At 73.2% G+C, this 22920-nt stretch carries 17 protein-coding genes and 2 tRNA genes; 8 read left to right on the top strand and 11 right to left on the bottom strand.

What is annotated here, in order from left to right; genetic code table 11:
* Position 1: 1 nt before the first annotated feature.
* Positions 2-619 (bottom strand): winged helix-turn-helix domain-containing protein, encoded by a 618-nt coding sequence (locus tag ACFYP0_RS33155; protein ID WP_356980701.1) that lies wholly within the window; start codon positions 617-619, stop codon positions 2-4.
* A gap of 289 nt (positions 620-908) precedes the next feature.
* On the opposite strand from ACFYP0_RS33155, the gene ACFYP0_RS32840 reads away from it, so the two are divergent.
* Positions 909-1490 carry a TetR/AcrR family transcriptional regulator gene (locus ACFYP0_RS32840; protein WP_386998493.1) on the top strand — a complete coding sequence of 194 codons (582 nt, stop codon included), beginning with the start codon at positions 909-911 and terminating at the stop codon, positions 1488-1490.
* Between the two features lie 150 nt (positions 1491-1640).
* Here ACFYP0_RS32840 and ACFYP0_RS32835 read toward each other — a convergent pair whose 3' ends face one another.
* A complete protein-coding gene (locus tag ACFYP0_RS32835; protein ID WP_091400768.1) occupies positions 1641-1883 on the bottom strand; it encodes a DUF6458 family protein in 243 nt (80 codons plus the stop codon).
* Positions 1884-2030: 147 nt separating this feature from the next.
* On the opposite strand from ACFYP0_RS32835, the gene ACFYP0_RS32830 reads away from it, so the two are divergent.
* Positions 2031-2103 (top strand) — tRNA-Gly (locus ACFYP0_RS32830).
* A 26-nt stretch (positions 2104-2129) separates the two neighbouring features.
* Positions 2130-2204, top strand: a tRNA-Val gene (locus ACFYP0_RS32825).
* 86 nt (positions 2205-2290) lie between these two features.
* Here the strand turns inward: ACFYP0_RS32825 and ACFYP0_RS32820 are convergent.
* The 4 genes from ACFYP0_RS32820 to ACFYP0_RS32805 are packed head-to-tail and all read right to left on the bottom strand — an operon-like array spanning position 2291 to position 9870.
* Positions 2291-5050 carry an FtsX-like permease family protein gene (locus tag ACFYP0_RS32820; RefSeq protein WP_386998492.1) on the bottom strand — a complete coding sequence of 920 codons (2760 nt, stop codon included), beginning with the start codon at positions 5048-5050 and terminating at the stop codon, positions 2291-2293.
* The gene (locus ACFYP0_RS32815; protein ID WP_355495240.1) at positions 5047-8211 is read right to left on the bottom strand and encodes an FtsX-like permease family protein; all 3165 of its coding nucleotides are present in this window, start codon (positions 8209-8211) and stop codon (positions 5047-5049) included. The genes ACFYP0_RS32820 and ACFYP0_RS32815 overlap by 4 nt, the downstream gene beginning before the upstream one ends.
* A 7-nt stretch (positions 8212-8218) precedes the next feature.
* Positions 8219-8941: an ABC transporter ATP-binding protein gene (locus ACFYP0_RS32810; protein ID WP_355495237.1), complete on the bottom strand. Its 723-nt coding sequence runs from the start codon at positions 8939-8941 to the stop codon at positions 8219-8221.
* The gene (locus ACFYP0_RS32805; RefSeq protein WP_124860104.1) at positions 8938-9870 is read right to left on the bottom strand and encodes an ABC transporter ATP-binding protein; all 933 of its coding nucleotides are present in this window, start codon (positions 9868-9870) and stop codon (positions 8938-8940) included. Before ACFYP0_RS32805 ends, ACFYP0_RS32810 begins: the two co-directional genes overlap by 4 nt.
* A 197-nt stretch (positions 9871-10067) precedes the next feature.
* Here ACFYP0_RS32805 and ACFYP0_RS32800 point away from each other — a divergent pair, with 197 nt between their 5' ends.
* The 3 genes from ACFYP0_RS32800 to ACFYP0_RS32790 all read left to right on the top strand — a co-directional run bounded on the left by ACFYP0_RS32800 (position 10068) and on the right by ACFYP0_RS32790 (position 12145).
* A complete protein-coding gene (locus ACFYP0_RS32800; protein ID WP_355495234.1) occupies positions 10068-10586 on the top strand; it encodes an RNA polymerase sigma factor in 519 nt (172 codons plus the stop codon).
* Positions 10583-11047, top strand: coding sequence for a hypothetical protein (locus tag ACFYP0_RS32795; RefSeq protein WP_355495231.1), 465 nt, complete (start codon positions 10583-10585; stop codon positions 11045-11047). Before ACFYP0_RS32800 ends, ACFYP0_RS32795 begins: the two co-directional genes overlap by 4 nt.
* 105 nt (positions 11048-11152) lie before the next feature.
* Entirely contained in the window at positions 11153-12145 is a 993-nt protein-coding gene (locus ACFYP0_RS32790) for an NAD-dependent epimerase/dehydratase family protein (RefSeq protein ID WP_355495228.1), read from the top strand.
* A 15-nt stretch (positions 12146-12160) separates the two neighbouring features.
* On the opposite strand, the gene ACFYP0_RS32785 is transcribed toward ACFYP0_RS32790, so the two are convergent.
* Positions 12161-13135: an Acg family FMN-binding oxidoreductase gene (locus ACFYP0_RS32785; RefSeq protein ID WP_355495313.1), complete on the bottom strand. Its 975-nt coding sequence runs from the start codon at positions 13133-13135 to the stop codon at positions 12161-12163.
* A 193-nt stretch (positions 13136-13328) separates the two neighbouring features.
* Here ACFYP0_RS32785 and ACFYP0_RS32780 point away from each other — a divergent pair, with 193 nt between their 5' ends.
* A complete protein-coding gene (locus tag ACFYP0_RS32780) occupies positions 13329-13967 on the top strand; it encodes a response regulator (RefSeq protein ID WP_124860098.1) in 639 nt (212 codons plus the stop codon).
* A 15-nt stretch (positions 13968-13982) separates the two neighbouring features.
* Here the strand turns inward: ACFYP0_RS32780 and ACFYP0_RS32775 are convergent, their stop codons facing one another.
* Both ACFYP0_RS32775 and ACFYP0_RS32770 read right to left on the bottom strand, forming a co-directional pair.
* Positions 13983-15656 (bottom strand): sensor histidine kinase, encoded by a 1674-nt coding sequence (locus ACFYP0_RS32775; protein ID WP_355495310.1) that lies wholly within the window; start codon positions 15654-15656, stop codon positions 13983-13985.
* Between the two features lie 98 nt (positions 15657-15754).
* Positions 15755-16750 carry an Acg family FMN-binding oxidoreductase gene (locus tag ACFYP0_RS32770; protein WP_124860096.1) on the bottom strand — a complete coding sequence of 332 codons (996 nt, stop codon included), beginning with the start codon at positions 16748-16750 and terminating at the stop codon, positions 15755-15757.
* A gap of 250 nt (positions 16751-17000) precedes the next feature.
* On the opposite strand from ACFYP0_RS32770, the gene ACFYP0_RS32765 reads away from it, so the two are divergent.
* The gene (locus tag ACFYP0_RS32765; RefSeq protein ID WP_386998491.1) at positions 17001-19346 is read left to right on the top strand and encodes a heavy metal translocating P-type ATPase; all 2346 of its coding nucleotides are present in this window, start codon (positions 17001-17003) and stop codon (positions 19344-19346) included.
* A 53-nt stretch (positions 19347-19399) separates the two neighbouring features.
* Here ACFYP0_RS32765 and ACFYP0_RS32760 read toward each other — a convergent pair whose 3' ends face one another.
* Together ACFYP0_RS32760 and ACFYP0_RS32755 are read right to left on the bottom strand one after the other, a co-directional pair.
* Positions 19400-20308, bottom strand: a complete 909-nt coding sequence (locus tag ACFYP0_RS32760; RefSeq protein WP_386998490.1) for a universal stress protein — start codon at positions 20306-20308, stop codon at positions 19400-19402.
* A complete protein-coding gene (locus ACFYP0_RS32755) occupies positions 20269-22662 on the bottom strand; it encodes a phosphoketolase family protein (protein ID WP_124860090.1) in 2394 nt (797 codons plus the stop codon). The genes ACFYP0_RS32760 and ACFYP0_RS32755 overlap by 40 nt, the downstream gene beginning before the upstream one ends.
* Positions 22663-22920: the final 258 nt, after the last annotated feature.

The raw sequence follows: 22920 nt of genomic DNA, 5'->3' as shown, positions 1-22920 counted from the left end.
ATCATAAGTCGACGCTGAGCCGGTAGCCGATTCCCCGCACGGTGTGCACGCGCAGGGCGTCGTCGACGGCGTGCAGTTTGCGACGTAACCGCTTCACGGCCGAGTGCAGGCTCGACGTGTCGCCGAGGAACGCGCAGCCCCAGACCGATTCGAAGAGCCTCTGGTACGTCCAGACTCCGACCGGTGCGGTGGCGAGCTGGGTGAGCAGGTTGCGCTCGAGTCGGGTCAGGGCCAGCGGTTCTCCGCGCCACGTCACCAAGTGGTCGAGCGGATAGATCTCAAGGTCACGCACGCTAATCCGTCCCGAGGTCACAGCAGGGGCGGGCGCGGCGGCAGCCCTCGGCGCGGCGGCGGCCTTCGGTGCGGGGGCGGGCGCGGTGGCGGCTTCGGGCGCGGCGGCGGCTTCGGGCGCGGCGGCTGACGCGCCAACGGCGCCGGGTGCGGCGGGGTTGAGGAGCGAGGCCGGCCCGTTGACCATGGGCGGGCCGATCATCGCCTGCAACTCGGCGAGGTCGGTGCAGATGACCAGAGTGCCGAGCCCGTCGAGTCGCCGCACCATTCGCTCGCGTACCGACACGTCAGCGCTTACACAGAATACGAGGGACAAATCGTCGACCATCGCTCCCCTTCCCCAGGTGCCACAGGAAAGACAACGCTGTCTGACCGCCGTAGTCAATGGTTTCGCCGGCAACCATCGCCTTGCACCCCGCACCGTCCCAAGATCGCGCCCGAACCTGGATGTAGTGGTATCGCACCGTCGATGAGGCCACTACATCCTGGATTTAGCACGATCTTGGCGGCGGGCGGCGGGCGGCGGGCGGCGGGCGGCGGGCGGCGGAACGGCTCGGACCGGCGGCTGTGACCGGCGGTACTTTGTCGATCGTTCCAGATAGGGGTAGCGTTCAGCCATGGCCCGCACCCGTGAGTTCGACCTCGACGCTGCGGTCGACGCTGCCATGGACGTGTTCCGGAGCAAGGGCTACGAGGGCACCTCCATGCGGGACCTCTCCGAGGCGACCGGTCTGGGCAGCGGCTCGATCTACGCGGCGTTCGGCAGCAAGGACGGCCTCTACCTGGCAGTGCTCGACCTGTACCGGCAGCGCTACGCCACACCGATGGTCGATCTGCTGCGCTCCGGCAACGACGCGCGGGCGGTCATCCGTGAGGTGTTCATCGGCACGGTGGACGACATCACCGGCGACGGCCGCCACCTCTCCTGCCTCATCGTCGGTGCGTCGATGGAACGGGCGCACCACGATGTGCGGGTCGCCGAGCGGCTTCGCTCGACCACCCAGTCTCTGGAGTTGGCGCTCTACGATCTGCTCGCCGAGGCGCAGTTGCGGGGTCAGATCACCACCGACCGCAGTGCCACCGACATGGCCGGCTTCCTGGTGACCAGCCTCCAGGGCCTGCGGGTGATGGGTGCCATCAACCCGGACCGGGCGGCGCTGACGCGTTACGCCGAGGTTGCGCTCACCTGCCTGGACTAGCGTGTCCCGCGTGTTGAACGCTGACACGCCGCGCGTGTCCCTCCTGCGCTGCCACCGATCGCGTTCGCGGACGGGCCGGCCGCCTTCTACGAGGCGGCCGGCCGGAATCACGGTGATCTGGCGGCTCCGCCAGCGGTGGAGCTGACCGGGTCACAGCGGCGGCGCGATGTCCCGCCGCTCCTCGACCTGGCGGTACTCCACCGGCTGCTCGGTGGTGGTGACGACCTGGCGGCGGCGACCCCAGATCAGCGTGGTCATGATCAGGCCGAGCACGCCGGCGCCCATCAGGATCCAGCCGACCACGTCGAGGTTGATGCCGCCGACGCTCGCGTCCAGTGCGAAGGTGAGGATCGCGCCGAGCGCGATCAGGAAGATGCTGGTGCCGATACCCACGACAGCCTCCTTAAGGGGGTGTGGTGCGCTGTCGAGCCCTTCAATACCCCGGCCGGGAGCAGCGCAACCGCGACCGGCCAGGGTGCCGTGCCAAGCGATCTTGGCATCGGGTAGAGTTCACCTGTCGCCGGCGCTTGCCGGGGACGTGCGGACGTAGCGCAGCTGGTAGCGCATCACCTTGCCAAGGTGAGGGTCGCGGGTTCGAATCCCGTCGTCCGCTCGCGATGCGCCCCACGGGGCCGCCACGGGCGATTGGCGCAGTGGGAGCGCGCTTCCTTGACACGGAAGAGGTCACTGGTTCAAACCCAGTATCGCCCACCATCTATACAAGCGGATCAGATGACCCGTCACCGGACATCCGGTGACGGGTCTCGTCGTTTCTGCTTCCAGCATGGGGAGACCGTCGGTCACTCGCCCGCGCGGAGTACCTCGCTCAGCCGGTCGCGTCGCCGCAGCGCCGACTCGACAGGTACGACCGTGGCGGCCGTCGCCAGCAGCGCCACGCTCACCAGGCCCAGCAACCACCACGGCAGGACCGCCGCCGGGTCGGCGGCCTGACCGGTGAGCAGCCGCAGGTCGAGCGGGCCGAGCGTCAGGCGTGCGAGCAGGGCCCCGAGTAGCGGGCCGCACACAGCGGTGACCACGACCGGCGGCAGCAGTTCTCCGGCGGCGACCCAGCGGGCGTCGCGTGGCCGCAGGCCGAGGGTCCGCAGCCGGGTCAGGGTCTGCCACCGCCCCGACGCACCGGCGGCCGCGGCGAGCGTGAGGCCGAGCAGTCCCAGCGCCAGCAGCGCCGCGGCGGCCGTCCACGCCAGCCGTACCAGCCCTGCTGTCAGCGGAGCCACCCGTTGCGTCCGCAGGACGTCCGCACGCAGCACGACGTCGGCGGCGACTCCGGTGTTCGACACGGCCCGCCCCGCACCGGGGCCGGTCACCCAGACGGTGTTCGGAACGGCGGGCAGCCCGGCGTCGGTGAGGGCTGCGGCGTCCACGATGACGACGTCGTTGGCGCCGCCGACGGAGGGAGCGGTACCGACGGCGGCGAGACGGATCGCCGGGGCGCCGTCCCGGGGTAGTTGTAGCCGCGTGCCGGTCCGCAGATCGCCGTCACTCGAGCGGACCAGCGCTGGGACCTCCCCGGGACCAGGACCGGGTGCCGTGAGCCGGGCCAGCGCCGGCGCGTCGGGCAGCGGGGTGGTGGCCAGCAGGCGCCGGAACGCGGCGGTGTCCACGATGACCAGGCGGGGGGTGAGCAGTGTCGAATCGGTGAAGACGCGTGCCGAGTCGGTCACCTGCGCGACGACGACCTGCTCCACGCCGGGTGCGGCGGCGATGCGCTCGGCGAGTGCGGGCGTGGCGGCCTCGGCATCGGCGCCGACGTCGAGGCGGGCGTCGGCGCCGACGGTGCTCCACGCGCCGTCGGTCAGGCCCCTGGTGACGGTGGCGCCGAGGATGAGCGCGAACGACGCGAGCGCGGTGGTGCTGACCAGAACCAGCAGCGGCAGCGCGCGCCCGGCCGTTGTGGCCGCCTGGGCGGCACTGAACACGGCCAGCGGGCGGCGCGAGCGTAGGGCCTGTCGGAGCGCGAACCGCGCCCCGAGGGGCAGTAGCCGGAGCAGGACGAGCGCGCCGACGAGCGCGCCCAGAGCGAGGGCGCTCATCGGCAGGATGAGGTCGCCGGTCACCTCACCGGTGTCGCCGTCGGAGGCGAGGGGCAGGAGCCCGCGCTGGTGCAGTGTGACGAAGGCGGCGACCGCGGCGATCAGGACAGCGGCCTCCACAGCGGTGCGGCGCAACTGACCGGTGGCCCGGATCCAGCGCCGAGCGGCCGGGTTGGCGGGTTGGCGCCGGTCCCGGCTGGCGCGGGCGGCGGCGAGGGTGCCGAACGCCGGCCCGGCGACGGCACCGGCCAGGACCACGGGAACGGCCCAGGTCCAGGAGACGCCCGGAGCGGCCGCGCGCGCGAGCGCGAGCCCGACGGCGGCGGCCGACACTGACACCACGGTGGACTCGATGATCAGTTCCGCGCCGAGGTCGGGTAACGCCGCCCCACGCTGCCGGGCGGCGGTCAGCACCGGGGTACGGCGGCGGACCAGCAGGTCGGCGGCGAGCAGCAGGACCAGCACCGTGGCGGTCAGTACCCCGGCGAGCAGGACGGCGGCCTGTGTGAAAGCGGCGCTGTTGCGCGTACGGGCGTCGCGCAGGGCGGTGTCGAGCTGCGATTCCCACTTCAGGGTTTGCTCGCGGTCGCTCGATGAGCCGGAGGTCGCCTTGAGCTTGACCACCTGGCTGGCGAGCGCCGCGGTGCCGTCCCAGGTGAGCGCGTCGGGAACGGGTGCGAAGTGGACGGTGCGCCGCAGCTGGTCCTCGTCGACGGCGAGCCGGGCGTCCGGTAACGACTCACGCGACAGCAGGCCGGCGACCCGGGTGGTCCCCACGCCGTCGGCCCCGGGCACGGGGCGCAGCAGCGCCGGGGCGAGCCGCCAGGCCGGGTCGGCGCTGTCCGCCGGTCGGTAGATCCCGCTGACCCGGACGTCCTTGTCGGGACCCTGACCGTCCTTGACCGGGATCCGGTCGCCGGGGCGGAGGTCGAGTGCGGCGGCGTCCGCCTCGGAGAGGCCGATCTGCACCGGCCAGGGGGGTCCGTCGTAGGGAACCTCGACGTACTGGTCGGAGACGGCGGGACCGGGCGGGCTGCCGGCGATCCAGGTGACGTCCGGGCCGCCGAGGTCACCGGCCAGGAAGGTGAACTGGAAGGTACGCGGCGCGTTGCCGTTGGTGATCTTGAGGATCGGGCCGTTGACGACGGTGACGGGCGGGAGCAGCGCGGCGTCGAGGTCGGGTCCGAGCGCGGACGTCGTTCGGGCGAGGAAGGCGTCGACCTCCTCGGCGAGGTTGGGCATCCGGACCCGACCACCGGTCGGTCCGTCGTCGCGTTCCCAGTCGGCGTGTGCCAGGACGTTCGAGTCGGTGCCGGCGTCGCGGACCGTGTCCTGGACGGCCTTGTCGGCGGCGGCGCGGAGCAGCGGTGGTACGGCCCCGGCGAGCAGCGTGACGGTCGCGATGACGGCGGCGGTGAGCAGCAGCGGCCCGACGTCGGTGCGGCCACGGCCGCGGACGCTGGGCCAGTGCGGCGTCGGCCACCGACGGGTCAGCCACCGGTTCACGGTGCCACCCGCAAATGCGCTGCATCGGCCCGGCGGACCTGGACGGTGACCACGACGGCGACCGCCAGCACGCATCCGGCCAGCAGGACGGCGAGCAGTGCGGTCTCGGCCGGCCACGGCCAGTGTGGTTGGGCGACCGGGACGGGCGCGGCGCCGGTGTCGGAGCGCACCAGCAGGGGAGCGACGACGCGGGTGGCGAGCGCGCCGACGGCCGCGCCCGCCGCGAGCAGGGGCAGCAGAACGCCGGCGTGCTGGCCGAGCAGCACGGCCCGGATACCGCGCCGGGACATCCCCAGCCCGCGCAGCCGCGCCACCTCGACGGCGCGGACCTGCAGATCGCAGGTGACGTGCAGGACGACGCCGGCGAGCAGCAGCAGTGCGGCGGCCGGGACGATGAGCCGGAGAGCTGCCGGCAGCCCGGCGCTCAGCGGGCCGTCGGTGAGACGGGCGGTCTCCGCCTCGCGGGTCGCGACGGTGCCCAGGTGCAGGGCGGTGGCCCGCTCGGCGGCACCGGGCTCGGTCGGGCGGCCGACCCACCAGGCGTCGACCGGGAACGTCAGGTCGCCGGTGACGACGCGTGCGCGGGACAGCGTGTCCAGGTCGGCCAGCACGGCGGCGGCGCCGGGGGCGGACGGTACGGTCGGGATGACCTCGGTGACGACGACCGGGACGGGCGTGATGCCGACCGTGACGCTGAGTTTGCTGCCGCGATCGGCGCCGACCTCGCTGGCGAAGTGGTCGGAGACGGCGACGGGCACCGGGCCGGGGTCCGGGAAGGCGGTGGCGACGAGGGTCCGGGCGGCGTCGTCGGCGCCGGCGAGGTCAACTGTCGTTGCCATCCGCAGGGCGGTTCCCGTCGGCGTGGCGGACATCATGACCGTCGGGTCGACCAACCTGCCCGGGACCGGCGGCGCGGACGTGGCGGTCCAGTCCGACCCGTCGGTGGACCTCTCCTGCGTGCCGGCGGGCGGCACGGTGAGCGTGACGGCCACGGCGACGCGTCCGCCGACGGGGTCGGCGGCGATCGGCAGGGCGACCGCGACGAGGCGCAGCCCGTCGGCGGACGCGCAGTCGGGCAGCCGAACCTCCTGACCGTCGAGCGGTACGGCGGGACCGGTGCAGGACGTGCGCAGGCCGGTGGCGTCCTGCAGCAGCAGTTGGGGCGTCACGGTGAGCGGGGTGCCGCCGGACGCGGTTCCGCTCAGGACGAGCGGGGCGCCGGCCGGGACGGCGAGGCCGGTGACCCGGGTGCGTGGTGCCAGCGCGGTGCCGACGTCCGCCCATCCGCGCTCGCTGTCGAGCCGCCCGCGCAGCAGCGCGTCGGCGCGGGTGGTGTCGACGGCGACCAGACGCGGCGCGTCGCCGGCGGTGCCGAGCCACTGACCGACCGTGGTGCCACGGTCGAGGGCCGGACTCACTGCCCCCGTGGTGGCCGCGCTGACGACAGCGCCGTCTCCGGCCACCGGCGCCGTGCTGAGGGTGAGTGCCAGGTCGGTGCCGACGACGAGCGCGGCCTGGTCGCGTTGCGACTGTTGCCACGTGCTGTCGAAGGCGAGGCCGAAGGTTCCGGCCGCGCAGGCCAGCCCGACGAGCAGACCGGCGGCGACCGCTTGTGGCCGGCGGGCGGCCTCGGAGACCGCCAGCGGAAGCGCCAGCCCGCGGGCGCGATACGCCAGCCGGTCGGCACCGCGCAGGGCGGGGAGTACCACTCGGAGAGCCAGGGCGGCACCTGCGGTGAGCAGCAGTGCCGGCGCGAGCACCCGGACCGCGTCGGCGCGTGGGCTGGCGGTGGTGGGCTGCGCGTACAGCTGCCACCACCCGACGGCGGCGAATACCGCGAGCAGCAGGTCGGCGCCGGATCGGGCCAGTAGTTCGCGGCGGGTACGCCGCTCGCCGGCCGCCGGGACGGGTCGGATCGCCAGGACGGTGAGTACGGCGGCGAGCACCAGCGCGCCACCGACGACCGCGAGGACCTGGACGCCAGCGACGGCTGGCCGGACGGTCAGGCCTGCGCCGTCCAGCGGTGGCACGTGGGTCAGACCGGCGTGCAGGGCCGACGAGGCCGGTATCGCGAGCGCGACGGCGACGACGGCGACGAGCCCGGCCTCGAGTGTCGCGGTGGCGGCGAGTTGGCGACGGCTGGCGCCCAGGGCGGCCCGCAGGGCGGTCTCGTCGGCGCGGATGCCAGCGGTCAGTCGGCCCGCGAGGACGAGTGCTGTCGCGGCCAGGACACCACCGAGGACGGCGACGGCGAGCACGACGGCGGCGGTGACGTGCCGTTGGTCGTCGGCGGCCCGCAGGGTCAGCGGCAGGTCGGAGGCGACCCGTGCGAGTTGGACGCGCTCGCCGAGGGCGCCGGCCAGCCGGCGGTCGGCATTGTCGACGGCCCCGGCCACGGTCTCCAGGTCGCTGCGGTTGTTGTGGGACAGGTCCGGATGGGCGGTGACCTCCATCCGGTCGACTGTGGCGCCGGTGGTGACCAGGTCGGCGAGGTCGACGAGGAACGGGCCGTAGGCGTTGACCGGCTGCATGAAGCGGCCGTCCCGGTAGCCGATGGCGGAGCCGGCCGCGGCCAGCGGGTCACGGTCCCAGCCGCGTCCCGCGAGGGGGCGCACCACACCGACGACTGTCACGTCGATGGCGGGGACGGGCGCGTGGGCCAGTTCGGCGCCGAGGCGTACCTGGCGACCGGGGGTGAGGCCGAGCAGTTGTGCGGTGGACTCCAGCAGCACCGCGTCGCCCGGGTGCTGTGGCCACCGCCCGGTGACCAGCTCGGCTCGGGTCGGCAGGTCGTCCAGCCCCGACAGGTAGGCCTGCGGCGGAACGGTGGTGCCCGTGGCGAGTGTGGGCGGCAGCGCCCGCAGCACCGTCGACGCCCGCGCGGTTGTCGTCACCGGGATCGGTGCGAGCGTGGAGGCCACCGCGGTACGGGTGTCGGCGGCGACGGACCGCGTGTCGCGGCCCTCGACGGTGCCGGTGTAGACGGTCACGTCGACGGCGGCGGGGGCGGCGCGGGCCATGGCGACCTCCAACGCCCGCTCGGCGGTGCGGGTGACGAGCAGGGTGCAGGTACCCAACAGGGTCGCGCCGATCGTGACGACCCCGAGGAGGGCTGCCAGCAACGGCCACTGCGCGCGGGCGCGCCGGCTGACCAGCTTCATCGTCGCGTCACCCGGCGTCCGGCACGGGAGCGTACGGCGGCCCGGCCGCCTGTTCGTCGAGGTGTCCGTCGTGGATGCGGATCACCCGGTCGGCCAGGGCCATCATCACCGCGTCGTGCGTCGACACCAGTACGGTGACGCCTTCGGATTCCACTATTCCCCGCAGCAGGGCCATCACCGACAGGCCTGTCTCGGCGTCCAGTTGCCCGGTGGGCTCGTCGGCGAGCAGAAGCTGGGGCGAGGCGGCCAGCGCGCGGGCGATAGCCACCCGCTGCTGCTGGCCGCCGGACAGCTCGGCCGGCCGTTGCCGGGCGTGGTCGGCCAGGCCGATCAGCTCCAGCAGCAACTCGACCCGCCGCTCGCGCTCGGTCGGGGCGACGCGGGCCATCCGCAGCGGGGCCGCGACGTTCTCCGCGGCCGACAGCACCGGGATCAACCCGAAGCTCTGGAAGACGTACGACACCTTCTCGCGCCGCAGCCGGGACAGGCCGTCCTCGTCGAGCGCGGTGACGTCGGTGCCGTCGACGTGCACGGTGCCGGCGTCCGGGCGGTCCAGGCCGCCGATGACGTTGAGCAGGGTGGTCTTGCCCGAGCCGGACCGGCCGACGAGCGCCACCATCGAACCGGCGGTCACGTCGAAGGACACGCCGTTCAGGGCGTGTACGACGGTCGGCCCGGTGCGGAAGCGCCGGTGTACGCCGCGCACACTCAGCAGCGGCTCGCTGCTCATTCGCCGCTTCCCGAGTCGGGGCGGATCGTGATGTGGTCGGGTTCCAGGGCCAGCCGGACCCGTCGGGTCAGCGCCAGCGCCTGGCGGAAATCGCGGGGCACCTGGACCCGCCCGGCCCGGTCCATCACGGCGTACTCCTCGGCGATCATGTGCGTGTCGCCCTCCGCGTCGGTGGTGGTGCGGCGCAGCACCTCGCTGCTGGTGCGCCCATCCCGGATCGCGACGGTCCGTTCGACCTGGCCGCTGACCTCCGGATCGTGGGTCACCACGACCACGGTGACGCCGTAGCGCCGGTTGACGTCCCGCAGCACGCCGAAGACCTCCGCGGACGTGGCGGCGTCCAACTCGCCGGTCGGCTCGTCGGCGAGCAGGACCCGCGGCTGGTTGGCCAGCGCCACCGCGATCGCGACCCGCATCTGCTGCCCTCCGGAGAGTTGCCCGGGGCGGCGATCGGCGCAGTCGGCGACACCGAGGCTGTCCAGAAGCTCGGCCGCGCGCTCCCGGCGCTCCTGCTTCCCGGTACGGGCAGCCGTCATCGGCAGGTCCACCATCTCCCGTGCGGTCAGGTAGGGGATCAGGTTGCTCGCCGTCTGCTGCCGTACGAATCCGACGGTGTGCCGCCGGTAGTCCACCCGGTCCGCGCGGGACATCGCCAGCAGATTCCACCGGTCGACCCGGACCCGCCCGGCGGTGGGGGCGTCGATGCCGGCCAGGATGGAGAGCAGTGTCGACTTGCCCGATCCGGAGGCACCGACGACGGCGACCAGCTCACCGCTCTCCACGGCCAGGTCCAGCCCCTGTAGTGCCTGCACCTCGATCGAACCGGTCTGGTAGATCCGCACCAGGTTCTCGCAGACGATGAGCGCGTCCCGGCCGAACTCGGGTGCCCGCGCGGATGGCTGCGGCAGGGACAGCGGTGTGCTGGACATGCCCTTCTCCGTCCGGGTTGTGCCGACGTCGAGCCAGCCTCGATTGCCCGTGCTGACGCAGATTGAAGCAGTTTCGCAACCGGCGGCTCAGTTGACCATGCCCTGGGCGGCTTTCCTGCATTCTGGGCGGGGGTCTACCGCCGCGACCGTGAACCTGCCGGGCTTCCACGCCGACTGAATAGGCGAAGGAGGGGCTGATGAGCGATGAGTTGCTGGTGGTCCGCTGCCAGTTGGGTGAACGGGAGGCGTTCGCCGAGCTGGTGCAGGGCTGGCATCCGGCGGTGGAGCGGTACGTCGGGCGGATGCTCGGCGGGTCAGACGACGATGTGGTGCAGGAGATCTGGCTGGCGGTCCTCAAGGGGCTGCCGAGGTTGCGGCAACCGGACCGGTTCACCCCGTGGCTGTTCACCATCGCCCGTCGGGCGGTGCTGAACCGGCTGCGGGACGCGTACGCCCGCCCGGAGCCCGAACCGATCGACGACCTGCCGGGCGACGACGAGGCCGAGGAGGTTGTCAACCGGGAGACGCTGGCCGACGCGCTGGCGGCGCTCCCCGCCCGGGAACGGGAGGTGCTTCTGCTGTTCTACCTGGAGGATCTGCCGCTGGACGCCTGCGCGCAGATCTGCGGCGTACCCGTCGGCACCGTCAAGTCGCGGCTCAACCGGGCCCGCACGTTGTTGCGCCACGAGATGGTGCGGAAGGGGTACGAGGCATGACTCCGGAAGAGGTGCTGGCGCGACTGGACGCGCCGTTGTCGCTGCGCAGGCGGGTCGGCTACCTGGCCTTGACCTTCACCGGTCTCACCGCGAGCGCCCTGATCGGTCTGCTCTGGGCCACCGAGCCGGGTCTACCGATGCGCACGAACGTGGCCTTCGCCGTCCTGGTGGTGATCGGCCTGTGCTGGGCGGCGTTCGGCGGCTGGGCCGTGACCCGACGGACTCCGCTGTTCGCCCGGGATCGGGTGGTCGCCGGTTGGCTCGGTGTCGGGGCCTGGCTGGCATTCAGCGTTGGCGCGCTGATCATCAGCCTGCTGCGACACGACCTGGAGCCAGCGCTGCTCGGCGTTGTGCTCCTGCTCGGCGCGGTGGCGGCCCTGAACCTGCGGGCGGCCCGGCGGGCGCGAGCGGCACTGCTGCGCCGCAGGCGCGTGCTGGCCGAAACGGCGAAGGGCGAGTGAATGAACGCCCGCACCCTCCTGCCACCTTCCGGTTCTGCCACGAGCAGATCCGCTGCCGGCGAACGGGGGTGTCGTCCTTCGGCGGCCGCCGGCAGGGTGGAGCGCATGAGACTGCTGGTGCTGGGCGGTACGGGCTTCGTGGGCGGGGCCACTGTCACCGAGGCCGTGCGCCGCGGCTGGTCGGTGACGGTGTTCAACCGGGGGATGCACGGCACGGTGCCGTCCGGCGTACACCGGTTGCGGGGTGACCGCACCGCGCCGGACGGCCTGGCCGCGCTGGCCGGCGGCGAGTGGGACGTCGCGGTGGACACCTGGGACGGTGCGCCGCGGGCCGCCGGCGACGCCGCCCGCGCCCTGGTCGACGCGGTCGGCCACTACGTGTACGTGTCCAGCGGCTCGGTCTACACCGACCATGCCGCGGCGGGGTTGCATGAGGAGTCACCGGTGGTGGACGCCGACCCGGGCTCCGTCGACGGCGACTACCCGCAGCTCAAGGCCGGTGCCGAGCGCGCTGTGCGGGAGGTGTTCGGTCAGCGCGCACTGGTCGCCCGGGCCGGCCTGATCCTCGGCCCGGGCGAGGACATCGGTCGGTTGCCCTGGTGGCTACGGCGCGTCGAGCGGGGCGGGGACGTGCTCGCCCCCGCGCCGGCCGACCTGCCGGTGCAGTACGTCGACGTCCGCGACCTCGCGGGGTGGATGCTCGACGCGGGCACCCGGAAGGTGGGCGGCACGTTCAACGCGGTGGGTCGTCCGGCGCAGACCACGATGGGCGAGCTGCTCGACGCGTGCGTGGCCGCCACCGGCGCGGACGCTCGGCTGCGGTGGACCGATCCGGCGTCGATCCTCGCCGCCGGGGTGCAGCCGTGGAGCGACCTGCCGATCTGGCTGCCGCGCGGGCATCCGTACCGGGGGTTGCTGGAGCAGGACGTGACCCGGGCGCAAGCCGCCGGGTTGACCTGCCGGCCGGTGGCCGAGACCGTCGGGGAAACCTGGCGGTGGCTGCGCGAGGTCGGTGCCGTTCCGCCGCGCGCCGGGCGACCGCAGCGCAGCTCGATCGGGCTGGACCCGACCGTGGAGGCCGCCGTGCTCGCCGCCTGACCGTGCCCCGGCGGGTCAGGCGGACACCACCGGCAGGTCCAGCACCTCGTCGACGCCACGTCGAGGGGTCGGCCGGCCCGGCTGGCCGTACCCGATCCGCAAAGCCATCTGCGGTGTGCCGAACCGGCCCAGGGACAGCCGCAGTTGTTCCCGCGCCGTGGGCACCTCGATGGGCTGGGAGAGCATCGAGACGCTGAGTCCGGCGTCCGTGGCGGTGAGCAGCAGGCGTTGCAGGGCCTGCCCGGCGATCACCTGGTCCACGGCGGTGTTGCCCATCGAGCCCAGCACTCCCACCAGGGGTTCCGGTTCGAAGTCCCGTCCGGGGGCGCGGTCGCGCCCACCGTAGCCGCGCGTCGGGAGGACGTCCTGCGGCTCGCCCCGCGGACCTCCGGCCGAGCCGGGCACACCGTCCGGGGTCGACTCCCGGCGCAGCCACCCTTCCCGTTCGGCCCGGTACGCGGGGTCGCGCTCCAGCACCCGGTGCGCGCTGCGCGCGATCTCCCCGAACGCGGAGACCGCGCTCACCCCGATCAGCAGCTCCAACCAGCACTGCTCGGCACGGGCCGCCTCGCCGAGGCGCCACCGGGCGTCGGCCGGCACCGGGTCCGGCCAGAACGGCAGGCGGTTGCTGAATCGGCGCGGGATGGCCCCGTACAGGGTCTGCTCGGCGGGGGTGGGTCGACGCGGAAGGTCCGGTACCAGCCGGGCCAGCAGGTCCGGCTCGGCCGGGTCGGGGCGCAGCCGCACCCGGGCCGGGATGCCGGCGACGGCCAGGGCGATCCGTAGGTTGAACAACGCCGCGCCGCAGGCGATCCGGACACCCCACCCGCTCGGGTCGGTCGCCGGCAGCCGGCGGGCCGGGTCGGCCAGCACCTCGATGCCGCCGTTGCGCAGCCGTAGCCGCCACGGTTGGGTGTTGTGCAACGACGGTGCCCGGACCGCGTCCACGGCGGCGGTCCGCAACTGGGCTGCGGTGTAGCCGATGTCCATGTCGGTGCTCCTCTCCGCTGGGCCGGTGGCGGGTGGTGCCGCGGTGGCCGGCGCACCTTCACGCTCCATCGTTCGGTGCTCGCCGAGCAGGGCCGGACGTCCCGACCAGTCGGGTCCGAGCGCCCGCTCGCTCCGGGCCGATCGGGACCTTCGGCCCGTGCGGTGGGCCACGGGCAGCCTGTAGAAAGGAGGGATGATCCGTGTGTTCCTCCTCGACGACCATGAGGTCGTCCGCCGTGGCCTCGCCGACCTGTTGCAGAGCAGCGGCGACATCGAGGTGGTCGGCGAGTCCGGCTCGGCGCAGGAGGCGGCCCGCCGCATCCCGGCGCTGCGGCCCGACGTGGCGATCCTCGACGCGCGGCTGCCGGACGGCAACGGCATCGACGTGTGCCGCGACGTCCGCGCCGTCGACTCGTCCATCAAGGGGCTGATCCTCACCTCGTACGAGGACGACGAGGCGCTGTTCGCGGCGATCATGGCGGGTGCCGCCGGGTACGTGCTCAAGCAGATCCGTGGCACCGATCTGGTCGACGCGGTGCGTCGCGTCGCGGCCGGGCAGTCGCTGCTCGACCCGGCGATCACCACCCGGGTGCTGGAGCGCATCCGCAACGGCGTCGAGCAGCCGCGCGAGCTGAAGTCGCTCACCGAGCAGGAGCGGCGGATCCTGGAGTACGTGGCCGAGGGGCTGACCAACCGGGAGATCGCCGGTCGGATGTTCCTGGCGGAGAAGACGGTGAAGAACTACGTCTCCAGCGTGCTGGCCAAGCTGGGCCTGGAGCGCCGCACGCAGGCCGCCGTTCTGGCCACGCGTCTGCTCGGCAAGGCGCCCTGACCCGGGTCGCGGGAGTCAGTCGCGCAGCGGCACGGCCCAGCACACCTTGGTGCCGTGCGACTCGGCCGCGGTGACCGTGAAGGTGCCGTCGAGGCGGCTGGCGCGTTCGCGCAGGTTGACCAGGCCACCCCGGGCGTCGGCCGGGTCGCAGCCCACCCCGTTGTCGGTGACCGTCACGGTGACCTGGCCGGAGTCGACGCGTACGGCGACGTCGACGCGGGTGCACTGCGCGTGGCGGACCACGTTCGACAGCGCCTCGCGCAGCACGGCGGTGAGGTCCGGGCGGATGGCGTCCGGCACGGCGCTGTCCACCGGCCCGGAAAGCTCCAGGTGCGGCTTGAAGCCCAGCGCTTCGGCGGCGGCCTCGACCGCCGCCCGGATCTCGGTACGCAGCTCCGAGGTCATCGGCGTACGCAACTCGAAGATCGTCCGGCGGATGTCGCGGATGGTGGCGTCCAGATCATCGACCGCCGCGTTGATCCGCTTGGCCAGCTCCGGGCGGGCCATCGGGGCGGCACTCTGCAGTTGCAGGCCGGTGGCGAAGAGTCGTTGGATCACCACGTCGTGCAGGTCGCGGGCGATCCGCTCGCGGTCCTCCAGGACCACCAGCAGTTCCCGTTCCTCCTGGCCGCGCGCCCGTTCCATGGCTAGCGCGGCCTGCCCGGCGAAGCTGCCCAGCAGCGTCAGGTCCTCCTCGCTGGCGCCACCGCCGCGCTCCGGGCGGTGCGCCACGATCAGCACGCCGTGCAGGGTCTCGGCGGTGGTGAGTGGCGAGATCATCGCCGGGCCGGTGTGCAGCAGCGCCGGCCACGGCGCGGCGTGCGCCAGGTCGTCCACCTGGTCGTGCCGGCCCTCGGCGACCGCCGCGCCGAAGCTGGTGTCGGCGGCGGGCAGGACCGCGCCGACGAGCGCGTGGGTCTGCTCGTCGGGGCCGTCGACCACCTCCACGGAGAACTGCTCGGTGTCGGTGTCGTAGAGCAGCACCAGCGCCAGTTCGGCCTCGGCGACCTCGCGGGCTCGGCGGGCGACCAACGCCAACGCGTCGGTACGGCGTACCTCGCCCAGCAGCACAGTGGTGATCTCGGCGGTGGCGGCGAGCCAGCGTTCCCGCCGGTGCGCCAGGGCGTACAGGCGGGCGTTCTCGATGGCCACGCCGGCGGCGGCGGCGAGCGCGACGACGATCTCCTCGTCGTCCTCGGTGAACTCCGCGCCGCCCTGCTTCTCCGCCAGGTAGAGGTTGCCGAAGATCTGGTCGCGGATGAGGACCGGCACGCCCAGGAAGCTGTGCATGGGCGGGTGGTTGGCCGGGAACCCGTAGGAGCGGGGGTGCTGGGTGATGTCGGGCATCCGCAGCGGCCGGGGATCGTCGATGAGCAGGCCGAGCACGCCCCGCCCGTGCGGCAGGTCGCCGATCCGCTCGTGCTGCTCCGGCGTGATGCCGTGGACGATGAAGTCGTGCAGCAGCCGGTCCGGACCGACCACGCCGAGCGCGCCGTACCGGGCGCCGACCAACTCGCAGGCCGCCTGCACGATGCGTTGCAGGGTGGTGCGCAGATCCAGGTTGGTGCCGATGCCGACCACCGCGTCGAGCAGGGCCCGCAGGCGCTCCCGGCTGGTCATCACCTCGCCGACCCGGACCAGCATCTCCTGCAGCAGCTCGTCGAGGCGGACCCGCGACAGAGGGCTCAGCCCGAGTGACGGGGTCGCTGGCGATTCCCGAGGGGGTTGCGGCGCGCTGCTGGTCACCGGGCGATGGTAGCGCCGGTGACTTTCCTGGCCGAGACCCGTCAACCGTGCTCGCCCCGGACCGCGGAGGTGTCGACCACCTGCGCGGTGGCCAGCCGCGGCGTGTGCGGCGGACCCGCCTGCGTCGGGTCCGCGATGCCCAACCGCAACGCGATGTACGGGAAGCCGATCCCGGAGAGCATCTGACGCAAGGTCTGCCGGGTGCCCGGCACCTCCACCACCGCGCTGAGCGGCACCACGGACACGCCAAGCCGAGTGGCGGTCAGCCAACCGGCGGAGAGCGCCTCGCCCGCGCGCAGCCAGCTGTCCCGCTCGTCCTCGTCGCCGTGCAGCATCGCGTACACCGCCATCCGGTCGTGGCCGGGACCCACCGGGAGGCTGCCGGGGCGGCCGAAGTCGCGGCCCGGCACGGTGGTCTGCGCAGGCTGCTCGGGCAGCACCTCGGCGGGCAGGCCGGTGCCCTCGCCGGCCCGGCTGGTCCAGTACGCCAGCTCGGCGCGCAGCTCCGGATCCTCGGCCTCGACCGTGTCGGCGTGCCCGGCGGTGGCGGCCAGCTCCAACATCTCGTCGCGGTCGAGGATCTGCAACCGACAACCCTCGGCGGTGACCGCCCGGCTGATCTCCTCGATCGCGGTGGGCGGCACCGGCTCGTCGCTGACCGGCCGCCGGTCGGTGTGCCGGACCTGCATGCACTGCACCATGCGCATGGCGTCCGGGTCGGCCGTGGTGTGGCTGAGGTCGGTCAGCCGGGCCAGTAGCTCGCTGTCGGCCGGGTCGGGCAGCCGTTCCACCACGGCGCGCCACCCTTCGGCGGCCAGCGCCAGTCGGGCGTGGTGCAGGGCGGTGCCGCAACTGATCGCGAGCAGTCGACCCTCGGGATCGCTGGCGGCGAGCTGCCGGTCGGCGACCGAGCGCAGCTCCAGCGCGTCGGGCAGCACCCGCCAACGCCACGGCTGGGTGTTGTGCACCGAGGGGGCGTGGCCGGCTGTGGCGGCGGCCTCCGCCAGCGCGGTGGTCAGCTGACTTTCCTGACTCATGGTCACGACCTTTCCGTCTCTGCTCATCGTGCCTCACGACGCGGTGCTGTACCGGGTTGCCGCCTCATCCTGTGGCATCCGGTGCCGTCGCGCAGGGGCCGCAGGTCCCGACCCCGCCGGGTCGTTACGCCCATCGCCCCGACCCGCCGCCCGTCCGGGCATCGTGCGGTCAGCCGCAGATGATTGCCGCTTGGCTGGCGAAAACCCTCGTGTCCGGCCGGTGGCGGCCCAGTGCTGCGACGATGCGCAGGTGAGGACGGAGGCGACCGAGTGTGTGCCGGAGCAGCCGGCCCGACGCCGTACCCGCCGCTGGTGGGCGTGGGCGCCGCTGGTCGGGCTCACCGCCGCAGTGCTGGCGGGTGCGGTCCTGCGGATCGCCGGCCGGGCCGGCGCAGCCGACCTGATCTGGGCGGCCGTCACGGTGGTTGCTCTGCTGCCCGCCGTCTGGTCGATGTTGCGGGCGTTCTGGCACCGGCACTTCGGCGTGGACGTGATCGCCGTGCTTGCCCTGGCCGGCGCGCTCGGGGTCGGGGAGTACCTGGCCGGGGCGGTGATCGCGGTGATGGTGGCGACCGGACGGTCATTGGAGGCGTACGCGCAGCGCCGGGCCACCCGCGACCTGCGGGCCCTGCTGGAGCGCGCTCCGCGTACCGCACGTCGGCGTGGGCCTGGCGGCGCGATCGAGGTGGTGCCGCTGGACCAGGTGGCGGTAGAGGACCGGTTGCTGGTCGGCCCGGGGGACGTGGTGCCGGTCGACGGGACCATCGACGACGCGGCCACCCTGGACGAGTCGGTGGTGACCGGGGAGTCGCGGCTGGTCCAGCGGACGGCCGGTGAGGCGGTGGCCAGCGGCGTGGTCAACGCCGGAGCCGGGTTCGGCATGCGGGCGACGAAGAGCGCGGCGCAGAGCACCTACGCCGGAATCGTCCGGCTGGCCGAGGAGGCCACCGCCCACAAGGCCCCGATGGTCCGGTTGGCGGACCGGTACGCCGCCGCGTTCGTGCCGTTCACGCTGGTTCTGGCCGGGTTGGCGTGGCTGCTCTCCGGCGACGTGGTCCGGGCGGTGTCGGTGCTGGTGGTGGCCACCCCCTGCCCGCTGCTGTTGGCCACCCCGATCGCGATCGTGTCCGGGCTGTCCCGGGTGGCAAGGCGCGGTGTGCTGATCCGCGACGGCGGCTCGCTGGAACTGCTCGGCCGGGCCCGTACCCTGCTGGTGGACAAGACCGGCACGCTCACCGCCGGCCGCCCGCGTGCCGCCGAAACGATCGTCGCCCCCGGCGGCGACCGGAACGAGGTGCTGCGGCTGGCCGCCTCGGTCGAACAGCTTTCCCCACACGTGCTGGCCGCCGCGCTGGTCCGGCAGGCCCGGGAGAGCGGGCTGGCGCTGACCGAGCCGACCGATGTGACCGAGGAGCCGGGCAGAGGGGTCAGCGGCCGGATCGACGGCCGGTTGGTCGATGTCGGTCAGTTCACGGGCGAGTTGCCGGAGTGGGCGGACCGGGCGCGGGCCCGCACCGAGCTGGCCGGTTGGTCGGCGGTGTGGGTCAGCGACGACGACGGCCCGCTCGGCGCGATCCTGCTGGAGGACCCGGTACGCCCCGACGCCCGCCGAACCGTACGCCGGCTGCGCGCGGCAGGGCTGCGGCGCATCGTGATGGTCACCGGTGACCGGCCGGCCACCGCCGCTCAGGTCGCCGAGGCGGTCGGCGTGGACGACGTACTCGCCCACTGCACGCCGGAGGAGAAGGTGAACCGGGTACGGGCCGAAGCCGACCGGGCGGTCACCGTGATGGTCGGCGACGGGGTGAACGACGCACCGGCACTGGCTCAGGCGCACGTGGGCGTGGCGATGGGCGCGACCGGCGCGAGCGCGTCGGCCGATGTGGCCGACGCGGTGCTCACCGTGGACCGGCTGGACCGGCTCGCCGACGCGGTGGAGATCGCCCGGTACGCCCGGCGCATCGCCGTGCAGAGCGCCACCGTCGGGATGGGGCTGGCGGTGCTGGCGATGTTCGCGGCGGCGGCCGGCCGGCTGCCCCCGGTCGCTGGCGCGTTCCTCCAGGAGGGCATCGACGTGCTGGTCATCCTCAACGCGTTGCGGGCACTCGGCGGTGGGTTGCGCCGCCGTGACGTCCCACCGCGCACCCGGGAGCTGCTCGCCCGCTTCGCCGGGGAGCACCAGGCGGTACGCGACGTTCTGGCCGGGCTGCGCGACACCGCCGACCTGGTCGCCACCGATCCGGCCTCGCCGAGGTGCCTGCCGGCGGTACGGGAGACGCACCGCCGGTTGACCGACCAGGTGTTGCCGCACGAGGCCGCCGAGGAGCGGGAGCTCTACCCCGCGCTGGCCTCCCCGCTGGGCAGCGATGAAGCGACCTCGACGATGAGTCGGGCGCACGTGGAGATCCGCCGCCAGGTCGACCTGCTCGGTGCCCAGCTCGCGCAGACCGAGGATGGTCGGCTACGCACGGACCAGATCCCCGACCTGCTGGCCACCCTCTACGGGTTGGACGCCGTGCTCCGCCTGCACCTGGCTCAGGAAGAGGAGGAGTTCCTCTCCCTCGACCCGTCCGACTCGGCACCCGCGCGGCGGTGACCCCTGGCCCGGGTCGCCGTACCCGCGGGTACGGCGACCCGGGCCAGCGGACGTCAGCGTTCCCGGACCACTGCGACCGGGCAGTGGGCGTGCTGGATCAGCTGCTGGCTGACCGAGCCGAGCAGCATCCCGGCCAGCCCGCCCCGACCCCGGCTGCCGACCACCACCAGCCGCGCGTCGCGGCTCGCTTCGATCAGCATCGCCGCCGGGCTGGTCGGGACCAGGTCGACGGTGATGGCCAGCTCGGCGAACGTCCGCCGCCACGGTTCCAGCGCCTGCTCCACCGCAGCCCGTTCATCGGGCACCCCGGCCTCGGCGTTGGGGCCCGGTGTCCAGGCGTGCAGGACGCGCAGCGGCACCTGCCGCTGCGCCGCCCGTTCGGCCGCGAAGCCGAGCGCCACCAGCGACGGTTCCGAGCCGTCCACGCCGACCGCCACCGGGCCGGCCGACGCGTCGGCCGGGGCGCGGCCGGCCCCGTCACGGACCACCACGACCGGGCAGTGTGCGTGCGCGGCGACCGACACCGCCGTCGACCCGGCCAGCAGGCCACCGAATCCGCCGTGGCCCCGGCTGCCGAGCACCAACAACCCGGCCTCGGCCGAGCTCTCCTGCAACACCAGCGCGGGCGGCCCGTCGTACACCTGGCCGGTGATCGTCAGGCCGGGGTGCGCGGCGGTGGCGTCCGCCGCGGCCCTGCGGACCAGGTCCTCGACCTGCCGGCGGGCGGTGTCGTCGGGCCACACACCGGGGGCCACACCCGGGCCGACCCAGCTGGCCACGGTCAGCCATTCGAAGACGTACGCCAGCCGCACCGGCTGGCCACTGTGCCGGGCCTCCTCCAGTGCCCAGTCCAGGGCCACCGAGGCGTCGGTGGAGCCGTCGTAGCCGACCAGGATCTCCGCGTCGCGCACGTCGTCCTCCTTCAGGGGGTGGTCGGATCGGTTTCGCGGACCCAGCGCCATTCGGCGACCTGGGGGTCGTCCTCGCCGTACTGGCGGGTGTAGTCGCGGGCCGCCTGCCGGGCGTCGACCATCCGTTGGCGCAGGTGCGCGGCGCTGGCGGCCAGCCCGGGCACTCGGTCGATCACGTCGATGACCAGGTGGAAGCGGTCCAGGTCGTTGAGCATCACCATGTCGAACGGAGTGGTGGTGGTGCCCTCCTCCTTGTAACCGCGCACGTGCAGGTTCTCGTGGTTGGTGCGGCGGTAGGTGAGTCGGTGGATCAGCCACGGATATCCGTGGTAGGCGAAGATGATCGGCCGGTCCTCGGTGAAGATGGTGTCGAACTCGTTGTCGGTCAGGCCGTGTGGGTGCTCGGTGTCCGGCTGGAGTCGCATCAGGTCGACCACGTTGACCAGGCGTACCTTCAACGTCGGCAGGTTCTGACGCAGCAGCTCGACGGCGGCCAACGTCTCCAGGGTGGGCACGTCTCCGCAGCAGGCGAGCACCACGTCCGGCTCGGTGCCGCCGTCGTTGCTGGCCCACTCCCAGATGCCCAGGCCACGCCGGGTGTGCTGGATCGCCTCGGTCATCGTCAACCAGTTCGGGGCGGCCTGCTTACCGGCCACCACCACGTTGATGTAGTGCCGGCTGCGCAGGCAGTGGTCCATCGTGGCGAGCAGCGTGTTGGCGTCCGGCGGCAGATAGACCCGCACCACCTCGGCCTTCTTGTTGACGACGTGGTCGATGAACCCCGGGTCCTGGTGGGAGAAGCCGTTGTGGTCCTGCCGCCAGACGTGGCTGGAGAGCAGGTAGTTCAGCGAGGCGATCGGCTGCCGCCAGGGGATGGCCCGGGTCACCTTCAGCCACTTGGCGTGCTGGTTGAGCATCGAGTCGACGATGTGGATGAACGCCTCGTAGCTGGTGAACACGCCGTGCCGGCCGGTCAGCAGGTAGCCCTCCAGCCAGCCCTGGCACAGGTGCTCGGAGAGCACCTCCATGACCCGCCCGTCGGGGGAGAGGTGGTCGTCGCCGGGCACGGTCGCGGCCACCCAGGCCCGGTCGGTCACCTCGAACGCGGCACCCAGCCGGTTGGACGCGACCTCGTCCGGGCCGAACAGCCGGAACGTCTCCGGGTTGGCGCTGATGACGTCGCGGATCCACGGGCCGAGCACCCCGGTCGCGCCGGCGATCGGCGTACCCGGTTCGGGAACCTCCACGCCGTAGTCGCGGAAGTCCGGCAGGGTCAGGTCGCGCAGCACCATGCCGCCGTTGGTGACCGGGTTGGCGCTCATCCGCTGGTCACCGCGCGGCGGCAGCGTCAGCAGTTCCTCCACCGGCGCCCCGGTAGCGTCGAACAGCTCCTCCGGCCGGTAGCTGCGCAGCCAGTGCTCCAGCTCGGCCCGGTGCGCCGGGTTGTCGCGTACGCCCGACAGTGGCACCTGGTGGGCGCGGTAGGTGCCCTCCACCTGAATGCCGTCGACCTCACTCGGGCCGGTCCAGCCCTTCGGCGTCCGCAGAATGATCATCGGCCATCGGGGGCGTTCGACGACGCCTCCGGAGCGGGCCCGCCGCTGGATCTCGGCGATCTCGTTCAGCACACGGTCCAGCGTCGCGGCCAGGGTCCGGTGCACCCGGGCGGGCTCGTCACCGGCCACCACGTACGGCTGGTAGCCGGATCCGCGCATGAGGTCGAGCAGGTCGGCCTCGGGGATCCGGGACAGCACGGTCGGGTTGGCGATCTTGTAGCCGTTGAGGTGCAGGATGGGCAGCACCGCGCCGTCGCGCGCCGGGTTGAGGAACACGTCGGAGAGCCAACTGCCGGCCAGCGGCCCGGTCTCCGCCTCGCCGTCGCCGATCACGCAGGCCACCAGCAGGTCCGGGTGGTCGAACGCGGCGCCGTAGGCGTGGCTCAACGCGTACCCGAGCTCGCCACCCTCGTGGATCGAGCCCGGCACGTCCGCCGCGACATGGCTGGGGATGCCGCCCGGGAAGGAGAACTGGCGGAAGAGCCGGGACATGCCGGCCTCGTCGCGGGCCACGTCGTGGTAGCGCTCCGACCAGGTGCCCTCCAGCCAGGTGTTGGCCACGATGGCCGGCCCGCCGTGACCGGGGCCGGTGACCAGCATGGCGTTGAGGTCGCGCGCCACGATCACCCGGTTGAGGTGGGCGTAGATCAGGTTGAGGCCGGGGCTGGTGCCCCAGTGCCCGAGCAGCCGGGGTTTGATGTCGTCGGGGGTCAGCGGCTCGCGCAGCAGCGGGTTGTCCAGCAGGTAGATCTGCCCGACGGTGAGGTAGTTCGCGGCGCGCCAGTAGGCGTCCAGCCGACGCAGTTCGTCTTCGGTCAGAGGGCTGTGCAGGTCAACAGCGGAATCCATGCTGCGTGAGCCTCTCGCGAAATCGGGGACGTCGCATCCGGTGTCCCGGGTTTTCCCGGCCACGTCCAGCTTCGTCGCCGCCGGAAGGATGGGGCAGAGCCATTGGTCCCCACTGGTGGTGCCGACGACCAGCGCCCCCGTGGGGTACGTCCATCCGGCCCACCTTCCCGCGCCGCCACCTCTTCCCTCACTGAGGGTAGTCGCGTCGGTGCGTCGACGGGGTCGGATCGGCGGTGCGTGAAGGCCGTCGGGGAACGT

It is taken from the genome of Micromonospora arida, assembly GCF_042873195.1.
GTDB lineage: Bacteria > Actinomycetota > Actinomycetes > Mycobacteriales > Micromonosporaceae > Micromonospora > Micromonospora arida.
The sequence above is the reverse complement of the archived record's forward strand: the minus strand, read 5'-3'. Positions and strand labels throughout refer to the sequence as shown.

Excerpts from the sequence above, each read along its gene's own strand:
- ACFYP0_RS33155 (WP_356980701.1), bottom strand. The coding sequence starts at position 619 with ATGGTCGACGATTTGTCCCTCGTATTCTGTGTAAGCGCTGACGTGTCG.
- ACFYP0_RS32840 (WP_386998493.1), top strand. The coding sequence starts at position 909 with ATGGCCCGCACCCGTGAGTTCGACCTCGACGCTGCGGTCGACGCTGCC.
- ACFYP0_RS32815 (WP_355495240.1), bottom strand. The coding sequence starts at position 8,211 with ATGAAGCTGGTCAGCCGGCGCGCCCGCGCGCAGTGGCCGTTGCTGGCA.
- ACFYP0_RS32810 (WP_355495237.1), bottom strand. The coding sequence starts at position 8,941 with ATGAGCAGCGAGCCGCTGCTGAGTGTGCGCGGCGTACACCGGCGCTTC.
- ACFYP0_RS32805 (WP_124860104.1), bottom strand. The coding sequence starts at position 9,870 with ATGTCCAGCACACCGCTGTCCCTGCCGCAGCCATCCGCGCGGGCACCC.
- ACFYP0_RS32800 (WP_355495234.1), top strand. The coding sequence starts at position 10,068 with ATGAGCGATGAGTTGCTGGTGGTCCGCTGCCAGTTGGGTGAACGGGAG.
- ACFYP0_RS32795 (WP_355495231.1), top strand. The coding sequence starts at position 10,583 with ATGACTCCGGAAGAGGTGCTGGCGCGACTGGACGCGCCGTTGTCGCTG.
- ACFYP0_RS32790 (WP_355495228.1), top strand. The coding sequence starts at position 11,153 with ATGAGACTGCTGGTGCTGGGCGGTACGGGCTTCGTGGGCGGGGCCACT.
- ACFYP0_RS32785 (WP_355495313.1), bottom strand. The coding sequence starts at position 13,135 with ATGGACATCGGCTACACCGCAGCCCAGTTGCGGACCGCCGCCGTGGAC.
- ACFYP0_RS32780 (WP_124860098.1), top strand. The coding sequence starts at position 13,329 with ATGATCCGTGTGTTCCTCCTCGACGACCATGAGGTCGTCCGCCGTGGC.
- ACFYP0_RS32770 (WP_124860096.1), bottom strand. The coding sequence starts at position 16,750 with ATGAGTCAGGAAAGTCAGCTGACCACCGCGCTGGCGGAGGCCGCCGCC.
- ACFYP0_RS32760 (WP_386998490.1), bottom strand. The coding sequence starts at position 20,308 with ATGGCGCTGGGTCCGCGAAACCGATCCGACCACCCCCTGAAGGAGGAC.
- ACFYP0_RS32755 (WP_124860090.1), bottom strand. The coding sequence starts at position 22,662 with ATGGATTCCGCTGTTGACCTGCACAGCCCTCTGACCGAAGACGAACTG.